16 protein-coding genes are annotated in these 15,305 nt (G+C 66.4%); 1 reads left to right on the top strand and 15 read right to left on the bottom strand.

Translation table 11 applies throughout. The features are described from left to right. Nucleotides 1–42: 42 nt before the first annotated feature. Genes ACW7G1_RS01255 through ACW7G1_RS01245 form a run of 3 tightly spaced genes read right to left on the bottom strand, consistent with a single transcriptional unit; the run spans nucleotide 43 to nucleotide 1,925 of the window. Nucleotides 43–717 (bottom strand): YjfK family protein, encoded by a 675-nt coding sequence (locus tag ACW7G1_RS01255; protein ID WP_456977957.1) that lies wholly within the window; start codon nucleotides 715–717, stop codon nucleotides 43–45. 18 nt (nucleotides 718–735) lie between these two features. Beyond that, nucleotides 736–1,497: a PspA/IM30 family protein gene (locus ACW7G1_RS01250; protein WP_456977956.1), complete on the bottom strand. Its 762-nt coding sequence runs from the start codon at nucleotides 1,495–1,497 to the stop codon at nucleotides 736–738. After that, nucleotides 1,494–1,925 (bottom strand): YjfI family protein, encoded by a 432-nt coding sequence (locus tag ACW7G1_RS01245; protein WP_456977955.1) that lies wholly within the window; start codon nucleotides 1,923–1,925, stop codon nucleotides 1,494–1,496. The genes ACW7G1_RS01250 and ACW7G1_RS01245 overlap by 4 nt, the downstream gene beginning before the upstream one ends. Nucleotides 1,926–2,095: 170 nt before the next feature. Here ACW7G1_RS01245 and ACW7G1_RS01240 point away from each other — a divergent pair, with 170 nt between their 5' ends. Beyond that, nucleotides 2,096–2,899: an undecaprenyl-diphosphate phosphatase gene (locus ACW7G1_RS01240; RefSeq protein ID WP_456977954.1), complete on the top strand. Its 804-nt coding sequence runs from the start codon at nucleotides 2,096–2,098 to the stop codon at nucleotides 2,897–2,899. A gap of 28 nt (nucleotides 2,900–2,927) precedes the next feature. On the opposite strand, the gene ACW7G1_RS01235 is transcribed toward ACW7G1_RS01240, so the two are convergent. From ACW7G1_RS01235 to ACW7G1_RS01180, 12 genes are all read right to left on the bottom strand, one after another. After that, nucleotides 2,928–3,542, bottom strand: a complete 615-nt coding sequence (locus ACW7G1_RS01235; protein ID WP_456977953.1) for a YbhB/YbcL family Raf kinase inhibitor-like protein — start codon at nucleotides 3,540–3,542, stop codon at nucleotides 2,928–2,930. Between the two features lie 35 nt (nucleotides 3,543–3,577). Beyond that, nucleotides 3,578–5,659 (bottom strand): tetratricopeptide repeat protein, encoded by a 2,082-nt coding sequence (locus ACW7G1_RS01230; RefSeq protein ID WP_456977952.1) that lies wholly within the window; start codon nucleotides 5,657–5,659, stop codon nucleotides 3,578–3,580. Between the two features lie 92 nt (nucleotides 5,660–5,751). Continuing rightward, nucleotides 5,752–6,741: a YheT family hydrolase gene (locus ACW7G1_RS01225; RefSeq protein WP_456977951.1), complete on the bottom strand. Its 990-nt coding sequence runs from the start codon at nucleotides 6,739–6,741 to the stop codon at nucleotides 5,752–5,754. An 11-nt stretch (nucleotides 6,742–6,752) separates the two neighbouring features. Further along, nucleotides 6,753–7,553 carry a lysophospholipid acyltransferase family protein gene (locus tag ACW7G1_RS01220; protein WP_456977950.1) on the bottom strand — a complete coding sequence of 267 codons (801 nt, stop codon included), beginning with the start codon at nucleotides 7,551–7,553 and terminating at the stop codon, nucleotides 6,753–6,755. Nucleotides 7,554–7,620: 67 nt separating this feature from the next. Beyond that, nucleotides 7,621–8,052, bottom strand: coding sequence for a hotdog fold thioesterase (locus ACW7G1_RS01215; RefSeq protein ID WP_456978803.1), 432 nt, complete (start codon nucleotides 8,050–8,052; stop codon nucleotides 7,621–7,623). Between the two features lie 389 nt (nucleotides 8,053–8,441). Continuing rightward, nucleotides 8,442–8,654 carry a hypothetical protein gene (locus ACW7G1_RS01210; protein WP_456977949.1) on the bottom strand — a complete coding sequence of 71 codons (213 nt, stop codon included), beginning with the start codon at nucleotides 8,652–8,654 and terminating at the stop codon, nucleotides 8,442–8,444. Between the two features lie 135 nt (nucleotides 8,655–8,789). Continuing rightward, nucleotides 8,790–10,739: a phospholipase D family protein gene (locus ACW7G1_RS01205; RefSeq protein ID WP_456977947.1), complete on the bottom strand. Its 1,950-nt coding sequence runs from the start codon at nucleotides 10,737–10,739 to the stop codon at nucleotides 8,790–8,792. Next, nucleotides 10,736–11,356 carry a YceI family protein gene (locus tag ACW7G1_RS01200; RefSeq protein ID WP_456977946.1) on the bottom strand — a complete coding sequence of 207 codons (621 nt, stop codon included), beginning with the start codon at nucleotides 11,354–11,356 and terminating at the stop codon, nucleotides 10,736–10,738. The genes ACW7G1_RS01205 and ACW7G1_RS01200 overlap by 4 nt, the downstream gene beginning before the upstream one ends. Beyond that, entirely contained in the window at nucleotides 11,353–11,829 is a 477-nt protein-coding gene (locus ACW7G1_RS01195; protein WP_456977945.1) for a SixA phosphatase family protein, read from the bottom strand. The genes ACW7G1_RS01200 and ACW7G1_RS01195 overlap by 4 nt, the downstream gene beginning before the upstream one ends. A gap of 91 nt (nucleotides 11,830–11,920) precedes the next feature. Next, the gene (locus ACW7G1_RS01190; protein WP_456977944.1) at nucleotides 11,921–12,550 is read right to left on the bottom strand and encodes a nucleotide-binding protein; all 630 of its coding nucleotides are present in this window, start codon (nucleotides 12,548–12,550) and stop codon (nucleotides 11,921–11,923) included. A 104-nt stretch (nucleotides 12,551–12,654) separates the two neighbouring features. Then, on the bottom strand, nucleotides 12,655–13,311 hold the full coding sequence (locus ACW7G1_RS01185; protein ID WP_456977943.1) for a tetratricopeptide repeat protein: 657 nt from the start codon (nucleotides 13,309–13,311) through the stop codon (nucleotides 12,655–12,657). A 50-nt stretch (nucleotides 13,312–13,361) separates the two neighbouring features. Then, entirely contained in the window at nucleotides 13,362–15,203 is a 1,842-nt protein-coding gene (locus ACW7G1_RS01180; protein ID WP_456978802.1) for a M61 family metallopeptidase, read from the bottom strand. Nucleotides 15,204–15,305 lie beyond the last annotated feature (102 nt).

Raw genomic sequence — 15,305 nt, 5'->3', positions numbered from 1 at the left:
TAGCGGCGTGGTGGTCGCGGCGATCAGGCCGGACCGGGGTTTTCAGGTGATGTCGAGGTCGGCGATGGTCAGCTCGATACCGACGGCATAGGTAACGCAAAAATCATTCGGGCCGGAGTCCTCGGCGGTGACCAGCAGGTACTCGTCGCGGCCCAGCTCGGGCACCGGTCGGTGATAGAGCATGGCGTAATGGGTGAGGTCGTCGTCGCGACGTGGCGGGCGGCCCCTGTACAACACCTCGTCGTAGGCGATGGGCGGGATGCGCGCCTCGTCACCCGCAGTCGAGGCGGTGACGCGGTCCCAGCGGTGCCCGGCGTACTCGACCTGCGGATCGCCCAACTGCGCGTCGGCGGCGACAAAGCGCTGGAACGCCGCCTTGTCGGGTGGGTGCACGGTGTCATGGAAGACGAACGCCTTGATCGCCTCGACGTCGCCGCCGACGGTACTGACCTGCAGGTAGGCGTCGTCGTCAAGATAGAACCGGTGCAAGGCGTAACCATCACCCAGATCGATATGGCCGTAGCAAGGCACGCCTTGGTGGCCGCCCGGCAACTCCGCGGTCATCGCGCCCGGGGCGACCCGGTACAAGGTGGTGTCGATCGACACCTGGGCGCCCACCCGCAACCCCAATGGCAATGCGTGGGAGATATCACCGTTGCCGTCGGTCGGCGGCTGGTCCTTGCCACTCCGGCCGCGCAGTGTGTCCAACCAGCTCATGTGCAGGCCTGCATCCGGTTACGCGCGACCGTCGTCGTCAGGCCCGCGCAGCTGCCGTACCGGGGCGGCCGTGATCGGCTGACCGATCAAGGTCTGCTGCGGTTGCTTGAAGCGGGCCAGGATCGCGCTGGCGTCGGGGTCGGCAGTCAACAGGCCAGCCTGCGCCAGACGCTTGTTGAGATCGCCGTCGCCGGTCTCGCTTTCCAGCTCTTCGGCGGCCTCGATGCGTGCTGCGGTCTCCAGGTGACGTGCCTGGATGCGCTCGAGCGAATCCAGCGCAGTGCGCATCTTGCTGTTGGCGCCGGAATGACGTGCCGAGATCGTGGCCTGGGCGCGATGCACCGCTTCGGTCGCCTTGACCGTATCGATCTGCTGGCGCATGCCACGCAGCTGGCCTTCGGCCTTGATGATGCTGGCCTTCAGGGTCGTCACCGAGCTTTCCATCTGGGTCTTGGCCTGCAGGTCACTGCGGTCCTCGGCCTCCAATGGCGCCAACCGCGCGGCAACGTCCAGCGCGAGGCTTTCATCGCCCTTGGCTAGCGCGCCCTGGATGAACCCCTCGTATTCGTGGCGCTTGCCTTCGCGGGCGGTGATCTTCTGCTGCAGCAGCTTGCCCTGCGCCATCAGCTTGGTGAGTTCGTCGCGCGAGCGGGCCAGCTCGTTGCCGGCATCGCGCATCTCCTGGTCGAGGATGCGGATCGCGTTGGCGTCAACGGTTTTCTGCGCGGCATCGGTCGCGGTGCCACGGAACAGGGTGATCAGCTTCTGGAACAGACTCATGGCGTTACCTGCGCAAGGTAGGGCTGGAGGGCTTGGGCGGCGGTAATGGTGTTCTCGGCCAGCGTCAGGATCTCCTCGACGATGGTCTCCTGGCTGGACGCGGAGGACAGCTCGCCGAACACGATATAGGTGTCGCGGCCATCCACGCTGTCCAGACCCAGATTGGACAACGGGTTGATTGGGTTCATCCGCATGCAGGCGTCGTTGAGTCCGGCGCGGTCGCCAACCATGGTGGCTTCAAACAGCACCGTGGACACGAAGATCTGCTCGCCCGAGGCAGCCAGCTGCAGTTCCATGTCGCCGTATTCGTGCAACACGATGTTGAGCGCCGGATCGGCGCCATCGACCAGTTCAACGGTGGCCTGCTCGCCGTCGGCGAAATGCCGCGCCAGGTATTCGTGGATTTCGTGGGTGGTCAAACGGTTCATGGGGGGGATTCGTGAGGCCCTGCGGGCGGCACCGCACAGGATAACAGCGCCCGGCGGACCACCGACTGATCGACCCCCGAAATCAGCCGGAATCCCGAAACCCCACGTTCCGCTATCCTTCCACGTCACTATGCGCGCGTACATCCCTGTTTTCTTCGGCCCCTTTGTCCATGTCCGACCTGTTCGCCGCGCTGCTGCTCGGCATCCTTGAAGGCCTCACCGAGTTCCTGCCCATTTCCAGCACCGGGCATTTGCTGATCGCCCAGCACTGGCTGGGTGCGCGCTCGGACCTGTTCAACATCGTGATCCAGGCCGGCGCGATCCTGGCGATCACCGCGGTGTTCCGTGAGCGGCTGTGGTCGTTGGCCACCGGCCTGGGCGATCGTGAGAACCGCTTGTACCTGGGCAAGATCGCGGTCGCCTTCCTGGTAACGGCGCTGGTCGGGTTGCCGGTGCGACTGCTGGGCTGGGAGCTGCCCGACACCGTCTCGCCGATCGCGATCGCGTTGATCCTGGGCGGGGTCTGGATCCTGTTTGCCGAAAAGATCGCCAGCGGCCGGCCACCCTCGGCGAAGGTCACCTGGACGGTCGCGATCCTGGTCGGCCTGGCCCAGGTCCTGGCCGGCGTGTTCCCCGGCACCTCGCGCTCCGGCGCGGCGATCTTCATGGCGATGCTGGCCGGCACCGGGCAGCGTTCGGCGGCCACCGAGTTCGTGTTCCTGGTCGGCATCCCGACCATGTTTGCCGCCAGCGCCTACACGATCCTGGAGTACTTCCTTGAAGGTGGCGCTGCCGCCGGCGGTGGCGAGGCCTGGGGTGAGCTGGGGCTGGCATTCGTGGCCGCCAGCACCACCGGCTTCATTGCGGTGCGCTGGCTGCTGGGCTATATCAAGCAACACAGCTACACCCCGTTTGCGATCTACCGGATCGCGCTGGGCGCCGCGTTGCTGCTGTGGTTGCCCGCCGGCGGCTGAGCCGTGCGGCGGCTTGCTTGCTGCCGGGCTATTGGTGCAACGAATACGTCGCGTGGACCGCTGCCTCGGCCAGGACGTGGCCGTGCATCGCGGAGAACACATCCGCCGCGGTGAACTTCACCGGGACCGGCAGGATGTCGACATCCAGCGCGAATACACGGAAGAAGTAACGGTGTACCCGCAGGTCGTTGGGCGGCGGGAACGGGCCGTCGTAGCCGTGCCAGTCGCCGGCCATGTCCGGGTCGCCGGCAAACCAGCCGGTGTAGTCATTCAGCCCCTGGCGTGACCCGGCAGGACCTGCCGGCTCGCGCTTGCCGTGGGGAACCATTCCGTCACTGCACGCGCCGGCGGCGATCTCACGCAGGTCGGCGGGCAGGTCGATCATCACCCAATGGATGAAGTCGCCGCGCGGTTGCCCGATCGGGATCTGCACCCCTTCCTTGCCCGCCATCCCGGCCACCGTGGGCACGTCCGGATCAATGCACAGCAGCGCAAACGAGCGCGTGCCGGCGGGGACGTCCTCCCAGGCCAGGTGCGGGTTGCGGTTGCCGGCAAAGCCGAATCCGTCAGCAACCGGCTGCCCGGCGGCAAACTCCGCCGGCAGTGGTTGACGGGCTTGGAAGCTGTTGCTGTGGATGTGCATGCAGGACTCCTCGATAGGACTCGGGGCTCGGGGGCTCAAGCTTCCGGGTAGCCCAGGCGGACGGCGACCGGTGTCAGCACCGCAAAGGCATCAGCGAGCGACGGCCCGAAATCGCGCCAGTGGCCGGCGGGGAACCGGTCCTCGCCCAGGCGGCCCGGCGGCGCCGGAGCGACCGCGACCTGGATCGCCTCGGCAATCGCGGCGGCAACCCCGGCCGGGTCGTTCTCAATGCCGTCCAAGCGAAGCAAGCGGTGCCTGAGCAGGTCTTGTTCATGCAGATCGGCGACCTGGGTGAGCACCTGGGCCAACCAGCGCGCAGCGACCAGCGGCGACTCGAGCGCGAACGGCGCTGGCGAGCCGAATGCCAGCCAGTCCAGCAGCATGTCGCGCGGATCGCGCAACGCGATCACCAGCAACGCCTCGGGCAGATGCGGGCGCAGTGCAAGCACGGCGGCGTTGTCCCACCACAGCAGCCAGTCAAATACCTCGGCAGGCTTGATCCCGCGCGCGGGCAGCGCCGCCTTCCACTCGGCGATCAGGTTTGCCGGCTCGGCCGTGCCGGTACTGAGCGCATCGATGGTGAGGTAGCGCTGGAAAAGGTCGTTGGGCGGATTGGGACCGAAGCGGTCGCCATACAGCGTCGCGCCACCCAGATGCAGGGTGCCGGTGACGCGTTCGATCAATGAACCGGGCGCACCCCACAGCAGGAACGCCGGCTGTTCGACTTGTTGAGCCAGCGTCAGCTCGACCGCCTCCGGCCACGGCCCATCCAGGGTGCTGGGCGTGGGCAAAGGCAGGCGCTTGGAAACGACCTCGGCGTGCAGCTCGGCCCAGGTCGCGACGGCGGCGTCGGGTTGTCCAGCAGTGTCAAACGTGCGGCCCAGGAGCCTTCGAAGGTTGCCATTGACCGTCTCGTTGGTAGCGCGCGCCAGCAAGCCCTCAACGCGCTCGATGGCCGCCTCCGGGTCGCGCTGCTGGAGCCCGTTGATGATCCGCATCTCGGCCTTGGCGTGCCCGGGTTCAATCTCGGTAATGCGTTGGGCCAGGGCGTCGCCCTGCTCCGGATGGCCGGCCAGATCGTGGACGGTGATCTGCGCTTCCATGGCCGGGATGCAGTCGGGCATCGCCTGCTGCCAGCGGCGGATCACTTCGACCGCGTCATCGCTGGCGAACTGCTCGAACAACAGGCGCGCACGCCACAGATCCACCAGTTGCGGGTGTTCCGCCAGCAGGGCATCCAGCGTGCTGCGCGCCTCGTCCGCGGCATCCAGCCGACGCCATGCCTCGCTGATCGCCAACAGGGTACGGCGGTCACCCGGCTGCGCTTGCAGCGCGCCGCGCAACCGGTCACGGGCGGCTTCATTGCGATTGGCTTCCAACTCCAGCTCGGCCATCATCCGTTGCAGCGACGGGCTGGTGTGCTCGCCTTCCAGCAAAGGTGCGATCTCGTCGGCGGCGGCCTCGGGCCGGCCCTGGCGGCGCAGCAGGTCGGCGACCAGCGCGCGCAACGGCATCGAGTCGGGGTTCGCCTCGCGCAAACTGGCGAACGCCTGCTCGGCGAACGCGTAGTGGCCCTTGGCCATGTAGGCAAAACCCAGCGAGTGACGCAGGGTCGGCTCCTCGGGCCACCGTTGGGCGGCCGTGTTCAAGATCGCCAGCGCGCGGTCGGGATCCCCGCCGCGCAGCGCCAGGGTGCCTTCCAGCGCAGCGATCTGCGGGTGTTCCGGCGCAATCCTCGCCGCCGTGCGGGTCAGTCGCGCGGCTTCCACCAGGTCGCCGCGGCCGATGGCCAGCTGTGCCTGCACGATGTAGGCCGGGAACTGGTTGGGGTCCAGGCCGGTGCTGCGGGCCAGGGCGACTTGCGCCTCATCGAGCTTTCGCTCATGCAACAGCAGCCCGGCACGCTCCAGGTGCAAATTGGCGTCATCGGGGGCAAGGCTGATGGCGCGGTCGATCGACTCGATCGCGGCCTCCCGATCGCCCGCCAGTCGCAACGCTGAGGCCAGCAACCGATGGGCGGCGGAGTCCTGGGGTTGCCCGGAGACGGCAGCGCGCGCGGCCTCAAGCGCTTGCGTGGCATCGCCGCGACGCAGGGCGTCGATGATCGGTTCGTACATGGATTACTGCTCGCAATTCGGGCGGATCGCCCATTGTAACGGCGCTGTGTGCCGCCCGCCGCGACGTGGGCCTTACGGTGCGGCGTCCGGATTCATTGCGCTGACCCGGACAGGCGCTGCGAGATCCAGCGTTCGCCAAATCCATCCAGTCGCGCATTTTCCAGGAACCCGCAATGGCCGCCCCACGGCGAGATCTCCAACTGCACGGTGTGCGGCAATCGCTGCGACTGCCAGCCGTCCACCGGGATCACCGGGTCGTCGGCCGCCATCAGCACGCTCGCCGGCACTTGCAAGCCGGCCAGCCGGTCGCCGGCAATCGAATAGCCATCAAAGTACCGCTCCAACGTGCCGAAGTCGGTATTGCGCTCGACCAGCCATTGGGTCAGTGGCCGCATCCGCAGGCCCAGTACCCGGTCGTCGAAGTCATGCTGTTTCGGGAACAATGCGCGTTTGCGTTGCAGCGACTGCCGCCATTTGCGCTCGAAATGCTGCATGTACAGCGGAAAGCCCCGCTCCATTGCGTCCATCGTGCGCGCCGGATCGATAAGCGGACACACGACCGCGACGCGCGCGATCGACAATCCGGCCGCCGGCGCACGCAAGGCCAGCCGGAGGGCAAAGTTCCCGCCCAACGAGTACCCCGCCACCACCAACGGACGCAACGGGAACCGCCGGGCGACGTCGCCGGCGGCCTGCACGACCTCGTCGATCCGGTTGGAGTGGAAGATGCCTTCGTTGAGGTGATGGGTCCCGCCGTGGTCGCGGAAGTTGAGCCGGAATACCTCGAAGCCCGACTCCAGCAGACGCGCCGCGGTCAAACACATATAGCTGGAATCGACGCTGCCCTCCCAGCCATGCAGCAGCAGCGCCAGCCCACGCGGCGCGACCCCGGGCACGGCGCTGTGCAGGCCTTGCAGGCGCACGCCGTGACCGCCGTCGATCAGATGTGAAGTGGTGACCGCAGCGGTGGCCTCCAACGCCCGCCGGCCCATCCGCTGGCGCATCACGCTGCCCCCCAGCAGTGTCTGCAGGTGGGCATTGCGTAGCCAGCGCGGTGGCTGGTAGTCGGCTGCGGTCAACATCGAGGAATCCGTCAGCTCGCCATTGCCTGCAGGATGCGCGAGCGCGCCAACTCGGCGATCCTTCGTCGCCCGTCGGCTTCGCCGGACGTGATGGGGGCCAGGAAATGAATCTCCGCGACCCGCGCCGGCTCGCCCAGCAGACGCCAGAAGTTGCCGACAAAGGATTCCCGTTTGGCGAACGCCACCGTGTGCTGGGCGGATCCGCCTTCGCCGTACCGCAGCGCGACCGGTTGCACCGGCATCCCCGACTCCACGGCGGCCAGGAATATCCGCGCATGGAAGGGCCCGACTTCACCGCCGCCGCGGGTACCGCCCTCGGGAAACACCCCCACCGAACGGCCATTGCGCAGGCGGGTCAACATCTCATGCAGCACGCCGCCCAGCGACTCGGTGCTGCCGCGGGAGTGGAAGATGGTCTCCGCACGCCCGGCCAACCAGCCGACCATCGGCCAGCCCTGGATCTCGCGCTTGGCCACCAGCCCCATCATCCGCTGGCTGTGCAGCGCAACGATGTCGATCCAGCTGACATGGTTGGCGACAAACATCGTCGGCCCCGGCGATGGCGTGCCCACCCGGCGCAGGCGGAAGCCGAACACCCGCATCAACCCGGCCGACCACGCGCGGATCATCCGGTGGTCCAGCCGCTCGCCGCCGACCTGAAGTCCGCCCAGCAATGGGCTGATCATCACCAGCACCAGTGGCAGGTCGACCAACAGATGCCATAACAGCATCGGCATCCGATAACAGTAGCGGAACAGGCGCGCCAGCGGTGCGCCAGGCGCCGCGGCGCCGGTCGGAGACGGCGCATTCATGCGGTGAAAGATACCAGTGGAAGGCTCGGGTAACGACGATCGCCGTTCAACCCATCACGCGTTCTGACTACTCGCCGCGGCTGGCCACGACCGCCAAAGTCAGCCTGGAGATGCAGACCAGCCGGTCGCGGTCATCGGCGATGCGGATTTCCCAGACCTGGGTCCGGCCACCCACGTGCAGCGCTCGCGCGGTGCCCGTGACAACGCCGTCGCGAACGGCTCGCAAGTGGTTTGCGTTGATCTCGATACCGACGCAGACGCGATCCTCTGCTACACACAGGTTTCCGGCGCTGCTCCCCAGGGTTTCTGCCAGCAGCACTGACGCACCGCCGTGCAGCAGGCCATAGGGCTGCCGGGTCTTCGCGCCGACCGGCATCGTGGCACGCAGGTAGTCGGCCCCGATCTCGGTGAAGACGATACCCAGCGTGTCTATCGCCGTGTCACGCGATAGCTCATTGAGACGCTCAACGGTGGTCGCGCGCCTGAACGGGCTGGTCACCGGGCCGCCGGGAGGCGGGACGTTACCCTCGGAAGACGTTGCATTCATCGGGTCACGATAGCCGACGATCAGCCAATCCGGAACCGTACCTGGCGCGAGCCAAACCTGCTGCGGGCTGGACGGGTCAGATAGCTGCTGGCGCTGCTGTAACCGTGCGGCGCAGCGCTGTGCCGGCGGCGCGGCTGGTGATCCACGGGTACTGGTTGGGCGCTGGTGTCGCTTGCCGCGGAAACGCGTGCGGACGGTGCGCTACCGCCATTGCGGTGGATGGACGGGGCCATGCTGTTGAAAATAGACTTGAGTTTGACTTTTTTTCTCCTGAAAACAAGGTGTTACGTTGATTTTGAATGCAACATTATAACACACCTGCTCTCGTTTATGAATAGGGGTCAGCCAACCCTGAACAGGTGGTTCCCTGGGTTGCCGGCGTAGCGCGGGGTGCGCAGATAGTCCGGATTGCTGGCATAGCCGCGGTTGCCGTAACCGATGCCGAAATCACGCTCTGCACCGCTGCGGCGGGCCTGGGAGGTGTCGATGTTGTGCTGCTGGCGATCAAAGGAGTAGTTGGCGTTGGTGGACGGGTTGCTGGACGCGACGTTCATGGCCTTGCCTCTGTGGTGTAGTGCTTGGGTGTGTTGGTAATGTACAACACCGTTTATCACGTACACGTGCCAGAAGTCACCCAACTAACGACAGGGGTGCGTTTGCGGGATGAAGGTGAGCCGGGGGAACGCGCGCTACAGGATGGGTGCCAAGCCCGCGCCGAAGGCGGTAAACAGTCGCGTCGGCAACCCTTTCCCCACCATGTTTACTTCGGGGAAGTCACCCACCGGCCGATAGCAGGCACGAAAGCGCGGGTCGTCGGGCGGCAGCGGAGCCGGACATTCCGGGCTGGGCACGTACTCGTAGCTGGTCGCGTAACGCGTCGGCCACAGATCGAAAATGGGCAGGTACTCGGAAATCTTACCCAGCGAGTACTCCAGCCCGGAGAACACCGGCGGCTTGTCGCGCGGAGCGATCACCCAGGAATTGGCCGGACTGATGTCGCGCCGGATGCTGGCCGCCAATGCTCGCGCAAACGCGATGTCATCGATGATCACCGCACTTTCGGTGTTGTAGACGTCCCCGCGCGGATCGAAGTTGTGCGTCCCCACCACACCGATCCGGCGATCGATCACGAGCGACTTGGCATGCATCCCCATGCGCACCCCCGCGCGCTTCAATGGCACCGGCTCGTTGGCGCGGCGGTTGAGGTAGCGGGTAGCGCCATATTCCGACTGCAATGGCCGCCGATAGCGCGCAGAACGCAGCACGCTGTTGCGGTCGAGCCGGGTCGGCGGCGCGGTCGGCTGACTCGACTCGGGCACGTAGTCGGGCAACACGGCACCGGTGGTCGACAAGTCGATCGGCGCGTCTTGCGGGAACGGCTTGTATTCGTATATGTGGAAGCCGAAATCGCGCAGGTAGCGACGCTTGTACTTGTAGGACAGCGCATAGGCGAAGAATGCATCGGTCGCGGCCAGGCTGTTGGTCGAGACCACCACCCGCGGCGGGTCGGGGCGGTCGTGCAGGCGTTCGAACAAGTCCTGTGCCGACTTGGACAGCACCAGGTACGGCGTCTGCAGCAGCACTTCTTCCTGTGCCGACGCGATCAGCCGGCCCAGTGAGTGGGATGCCGCGGCAAAATCCGTCGGTACCTCGGCATGGTGTTTGTCCGGGCCATCGGAGACGTAGTGGACCTTGCCCACCGCGAGCGCGCGATCCACCAGGCGCGCCTGCACGACCGCGCGATCGCTGGCATCGTCGCGCATCGCCTGGGCACGTTGCGGGCGTTCGAACTGATAAGCCGGCAGGGGCGGCACTCCGCGCTGGAGCAGGACCTCGCCGACATCCACCAGCCGTGCCGGAGGAACGCTTCGCGAGTCATCCCAGAATCTGCCGAAATCGACCGCCATCGCCCGCGCCACCGGACCGGCGACAAGCACATCGCGATCACGGAAGTTGTACTGGTCGTCCCAGTCGTAATACGTGTCCTGGTAGTTGCGTCCGCCGGTGATCCCGATCGCCCCGTCCACCAGCAGCAGCTTGGTGTGCATGCGCTGGTTGAGCTGGCGCCAGCAACAGGCGGCGGCAAGCAGGTACTGCGGGTAGCTGATCCTGGCCCGGTGCAGCACCGGGTTGTACAGCTTGACCTGGAAATTCTGGTGGACGCCCGCGAATGCGGCCAGGGTTTCCACATTCTGCAGCGCCGCCAACTGGTCCATCAACAACCGCACCCGGACCCCGCGGCGGGCGGCAAGCACCAACTCGTCCAGCACCAGGCGCCCGGCATCGTCCGCTTCGTAGATGTAGGTCTGCAGGTCGATGGCGGTGGTGGCGCTGCGGATCAGGTTGATTCGCGCCAGCATCGCGTTGGTGCCGCCATCCAGCAGCAATGCGTAATGCCGCGGCTGCTCCGCCGTGGACTCGCTGAAGGCCTTTCCGGCCAGCGCACGCAGCGGTGACGGCTGGGCGCATGCGTCGATGGCATCGCAGCTCAACTGGGTCGAACGCGCGGCCTGGGCAATCGCGCTGGCGCGAGTGGCCTGTTGCGGTGTCAAGCTTGCGCAGGCCCCCAGGGCCAGCGCCAGCAGCGCGATGGGCGGCCGCAACAGCCAGGCCGCACGGCCTTGCGTGGCAGCGCTCATGGCGTCGGTTGGCGCAAGCGCACACGCATGGTGAACTGCACCTGGTCGGTCAACATCAGCCGCCAGCCATCAAGTCCGTAATCACGCCGGCTGACGCTGCCCACGGCCACCGCATCACAGTCCAGCGCCGGCCGCATGCAGGTGGACGGCGCCAGCGTGAATGTCTCCATCCGGCTGACCCCGTGCATGCTGAGCCGACCCCGGAACTTGCCACCGTCGTGGCCAAGCGCGACACCAAGCGGCTCGGACACGAACTCGATCACCGGATAGCGCTGCGCATCAAAAAAACCTTCTCCGCGGGCCAACTCGCTATAGCGAGGGGAATCGGTCACCTCCACGGCATTGGTCGCCAAGCGGATGTAAATCTGGCTGCGACCGCCAGGCAAGGTCACCATGGCGCCGTCATGGACCGGAAACCGGCCTTGCACACGCTGTCCCCAACGGGTGCGCAGTTCGAAGCTGAATTGGGTGTGGAGTGGATCAAACCCCATCTCGCCGGCGGTATCGCCGCCAGTGGCCACCGGTCCGGGTGCCGCGCCGGCGTGCGCAGGCAACGCCGACGCCATTGCCCACAGCACTGTCGCAATCCACCCAAGCCATACGTAACTCGGGCTCACGGCCACCAGAAAGCGCTGAGCTGGGCCACGCCCGGCTCGAGCCTATGGTCATCGGGAATGGTCAACACCGCGATCCCACCCGAGGCCATGCCGCGATAGTCGCCGGACTGGCCGCTGTGCAGCAACGCCGCCAACTGCTCCAGGCCCGGGTTGTGGCCCACCAGCAGCAGGCGCCCAACATCACGGTGGGCGTCGGCCAACGCGATCAATGCGCCGGGATCGGCGCCGTAGATGGTGTCATCGACACGCTGCTCGACGTACCCGATCACCCCCAGTACGGCTTCCAGCGTCTCCCGGGTGCGGCGCGCAGGAGAACACAACACGCAATCGGGGACCAGCTTCTGCGCCGCGAGCCAGTGTCCGGCGGCCTCGGCCTCGGCCCAACCCTCCGAGGACAATGCGCGGTCCATGTCGGCGTGGCCGGTGGCGCCGTGATCGGCATGGGCATGACGGAGCAGGATCAATTCACGCATGGCAGGACCTCATCGAAGCGGAAGGTTCAAGCGGAAAGTCGGCGCAGGTAGCCACGCCCTGGAGTCGAGTGCGGAGCAAAACGGCGGCGCGTCATTTCTTCAGCCATTTCAGCAGCGGCTTCCAGTCGGCCTGGTGCTCGCGCACATGCATGGAGTGGTAGTCGAACAGGCTCTTTCCCAGGCCGCTCAAGACTACATAAGCCTGGCTGTCGCGCAGCTGTGCGACCAGCGGGTACGGCCATTGCTTCAGCAGCTCCAGGGTTTCCCGGGAGACGGTGGTCCAGGGGCGCAAGCGGTTGGCGACCAGGCCGACCCGCAACTCACCGCTGCGCACGCGCGGGTGTTGGGCAAGCGAATCCAGGAACGGCACGCTGGCCTCGATATCAAACGTGGAAGGCTGTACCGGGACGACGACCGCGGCGGCGACGTCGAGGAAGGTCTCCAGCTCGCGCGCCATCGCACCGGCGGCGGCGTCCACGATGACCAGGTCGGTATCGGATGGCAGCTGCGCGCGCCACTTGCCGCGACGGGTGCCATCGACCGGCAACACCGCGCTGTCCAGCACCGAGCGACGCTCCGCCCAGCGACGAGCCGAGCCCTGCGGATCGGCGTCGACCAACGCCGTGTTTGCGCCGGCCAGCGCGGCCTGCGCGGCAAGATGGGTGGCGATGGTGGTCTTGCCTACCCCGCCCTTGGAACTGGCCACCAGCACGGTCTTCATAGCGTCTCCCAGGTTCACGGCCACCGCAGCGTCACAGGCTGCTGCCTGCAGCGTACACCGGGCCGGGAGGGAGCGGCGCCATGACCCGCGCTATGGCCCGGTTGTCAGCGCCATTCGGGCGGATTCGCCGCCCAAGCCTGTTGCACCTGGGACAACACGGCCACCTCATCGGCACTCCAATCGGGCAGTGCCGACGCGAGGGTGTCGGACGAGCGCCACTTGGCCGGATGGGTGCGCACACCGGCCGCGTACCACTGCACCGCCTCGTCGCGGCGATCGAGCTGCCACAATGCCAAGGCAAACGTCATCGGCATCCAGTCGGCCGTGATGTTGCGCGACTTCAACAAGTTTTCCCATTGGGTCAACGCGCCGGCATGATCGTCGCTGCGGTACAGATCCCAGCCGTAATTCCACATCACCGTCCGGTACAGACCGTCATTGGTGTCAATCTGGCCAAGCAGGCGCTGGTACAACTCCACGCCCAGTCCGGAGCGGCCACCTGCCAACGCAATGTGGGCCAGCTGGGCGGTCTCTTTCTTCGCCCGCGGATTGCGCGCAAGCGCCTTGACCAGCTTCTGGGTGACCGCTTCACCTTCGCCCCGGACGGCCACCACGGGCTGGGTGGTACGCGCGTCTTCGGCGAAATAAAACTCCGAGATTGGCGTCAGCGGTATCGTGGCGGTTTGTGCCGAGACCGCTCCAGCAAATGCCAGACACGCCGTGAACAGCGCGCTCGCGAAGGGCCGGCTGTTGATTTTCATACGTACTCCCCCTGATTCCACCCCATGATAACTGGTTGCGATGGCCGGGCTCACAACGGCGAGAGGATCCGGCTCAAGCGGTCCTTGCTGCCCGCGACCCGCTCCAGGTGCGGATACTTCAGCCCGTCGCGGTAGTCCAGCGTGAGCGTACGCACGACCTCGCCATGCTTGACCACCAGCTCGATCGGCGTGCCGTCCGCGTGGGCGGCCTTGATCGCGTCGTCCAGCAAGTCGGTCTCGAACGCGTAGCCGTTCACTGCCAACAAGGTGCTGCCAGTGGCGATGCCGGCGTTGAATGCCGGCCCGTCCCAGCGCACCGCGTTGACCTTGCCGTCGCTGCTGGCCAGCATCATTCCCAGCGACGCCGTGTAGTCGGCGGCCTTGCGCGAGGCCAGCAGACTCTTGTGGTAGTCCGATGGCTTGTCGGTGTAGACCAGCTTCCAACCTGCCGCGGCGAGCCCGTCCAGCGGCGCTGAGTGGGCATCCAGGCGGCTGCGCAGAAAACCGGCCCAATCGTGTGCAGCCACACCATCCAGTGCTTCCACCACGTCCTGGAATTCGTAGGGCACCACCTCCCAACTGCCATCCTGGATGCCGAAGAACGCACTGGCGAAATCATCCAGCGACTTGCGTCCGCCACTCAGCTCGCGCAGCTTGCTGTCGACCGCAAGCCAGATCAGCGCGCCGGCGTTGTAGTAGTCCTCGCTCATCTGGTAACTGCGATACGGCTGCGGCTGGCGCTCGGCAATCACCGGGTCGTACGTGGTGTCCTGGACGGTGCGCCATTGCAGGCCGGGGCGGTCGGTGGCGTAGGTGGCGGCCACCAGCGCCAGTGCCCCCAGCGCGGCGTCCTTGTCCCACAGCCCCGAGCGCGCCGCCAGCACCATGCCCCAATACTGGGTCTGGCCTTCGTAGACCCAGAGCAGGCTGCCGTCCATCGGCACGTGGAAGTTCGGCGTCGCCAATCCGGCGGGACGACGGAACTTGCCATTCCAGGAATGCACAAACTCGTGCGGCAGCAGGTCGCGGCTGGCGACGTGTTTGTCCCACTCGGTGAAGTAGCCTGGCTTCACCCCGTTCTCGCTCGAGCGCTGGTGCTCCAGCCCCTGCCCGCCCATCCGGTCCGACAGCGAGAACAACAGGTCGTAGTGATCGTAATGCTGCGAATCAAACAGCTTGTAGAGCTGCTCGACCAGCGCGCGATGCTTGTCCAGCTGCTCCTCGGTAGCCTCCAGGTACTTGGCCGAGTCGGCAATGATGTCGAAGCGCACCGGACGGTCCGCGCCCGGGTCCAGGTCGACCTGGCGGAAGTGGCGCCCGGCGTAGACCGGCGAATCCTGCAGCACCTCGAAGCTGACCGTGCCGTAGTGCAAGGTGTCGCCTGCGCGCGATTGCAGCTCCAATGCGGTGCCGGCCTGCCACCCGGCGGGCAGCACCAGGGTCGGGCTGATCTGGATCTGGCGGCTGTAGTAGCCGTCCGGGTACAACGCCACCGAACCCCACTGCACGTTGAGCATGTCCTGCGTCATCACCACCCGGCCCTGGTTGCCGGCGGTCGGGGTGAGCAGGTCGAACTCGATCTCCAGCGTGGCCACGCCGGCGGGGACGTCGAGCTGGAACGCATAGACGTCAGTCGGGTCGCGCTGCCACTGGATCGCCTGGCCATTGCCGTGGATCGTCAGTCCCGCCAACTTGCGGATCGGCCCGGCCGGCCGGTGCTTGCCCGGGATCCATTTCGGGAACAGCAATCGCATGGTCCCGGCCTGCACCGGAATGCTCTGGCGCACATGGAACGCGCGCCGCGCCAGATCGGTGGCATCAACGGTGACCGACAGCGTGCCCGGGTATGGCTGGTCGAGCGGTGCCGGAGCCGGCGTCGATGGTGCGGACATAACGGTCAGCGCGGTGGCAGGCGGTGACTGCTGGGCCACGGCGAAGGAGCATGGCAACAACGCGGCGACCAGCACCGGCGACAGGACAGACAGGCAACGTAA

Source organism: Lysobacter sp. A378, assembly GCF_054052125.1.
Note: the sequence above shows the minus strand (reverse complement) of the source record. Positions and strands in the feature narration are given on the sequence as shown.

Bases quoted from the DNA above. Each gene is read 5' to 3' on its own strand.
- ACW7G1_RS01255 (WP_456977957.1), bottom strand. From the start codon at position 717: ATGAGCTGGTTGGACACACTGCGCGGCCGGAGTGGCAAGGACCAGCCG.
- ACW7G1_RS01250 (WP_456977956.1), bottom strand. From the start codon at position 1,497: ATGAGTCTGTTCCAGAAGCTGATCACCCTGTTCCGTGGCACCGCGACC.
- ACW7G1_RS01245 (WP_456977955.1), bottom strand. From the start codon at position 1,925: ATGAACCGTTTGACCACCCACGAAATCCACGAATACCTGGCGCGGCAT.
- ACW7G1_RS01240 (WP_456977954.1), top strand. From the start codon at position 2,096: ATGTCCGACCTGTTCGCCGCGCTGCTGCTCGGCATCCTTGAAGGCCTC.
- ACW7G1_RS01235 (WP_456977953.1), bottom strand. From the start codon at position 3,542: ATGCACATCCACAGCAACAGCTTCCAAGCCCGTCAACCACTGCCGGCG.
- ACW7G1_RS01230 (WP_456977952.1), bottom strand. From the start codon at position 5,659: ATGTACGAACCGATCATCGACGCCCTGCGTCGCGGCGATGCCACGCAA.
- ACW7G1_RS01225 (WP_456977951.1), bottom strand. From the start codon at position 6,741: ATGTTGACCGCAGCCGACTACCAGCCACCGCGCTGGCTACGCAATGCC.
- ACW7G1_RS01220 (WP_456977950.1), bottom strand. From the start codon at position 7,553: ATGAATGCGCCGTCTCCGACCGGCGCCGCGGCGCCTGGCGCACCGCTG.
- ACW7G1_RS01210 (WP_456977949.1), bottom strand. From the start codon at position 8,654: ATGAACGTCGCGTCCAGCAACCCGTCCACCAACGCCAACTACTCCTTT.
- ACW7G1_RS01205 (WP_456977947.1), bottom strand. From the start codon at position 10,739: ATGAGCGCTGCCACGCAAGGCCGTGCGGCCTGGCTGTTGCGGCCGCCC.
- ACW7G1_RS01195 (WP_456977945.1), bottom strand. From the start codon at position 11,829: ATGCGTGAATTGATCCTGCTCCGTCATGCCCATGCCGATCACGGCGCC.
- ACW7G1_RS01190 (WP_456977944.1), bottom strand. From the start codon at position 12,550: ATGAAGACCGTGCTGGTGGCCAGTTCCAAGGGCGGGGTAGGCAAGACC.
- ACW7G1_RS01185 (WP_456977943.1), bottom strand. From the start codon at position 13,311: ATGAAAATCAACAGCCGGCCCTTCGCGAGCGCGCTGTTCACGGCGTGT.
- ACW7G1_RS01180 (WP_456978802.1), bottom strand. From the start codon at position 15,203: ATGTCCGCACCATCGACGCCGGCTCCGGCACCGCTCGACCAGCCATAC.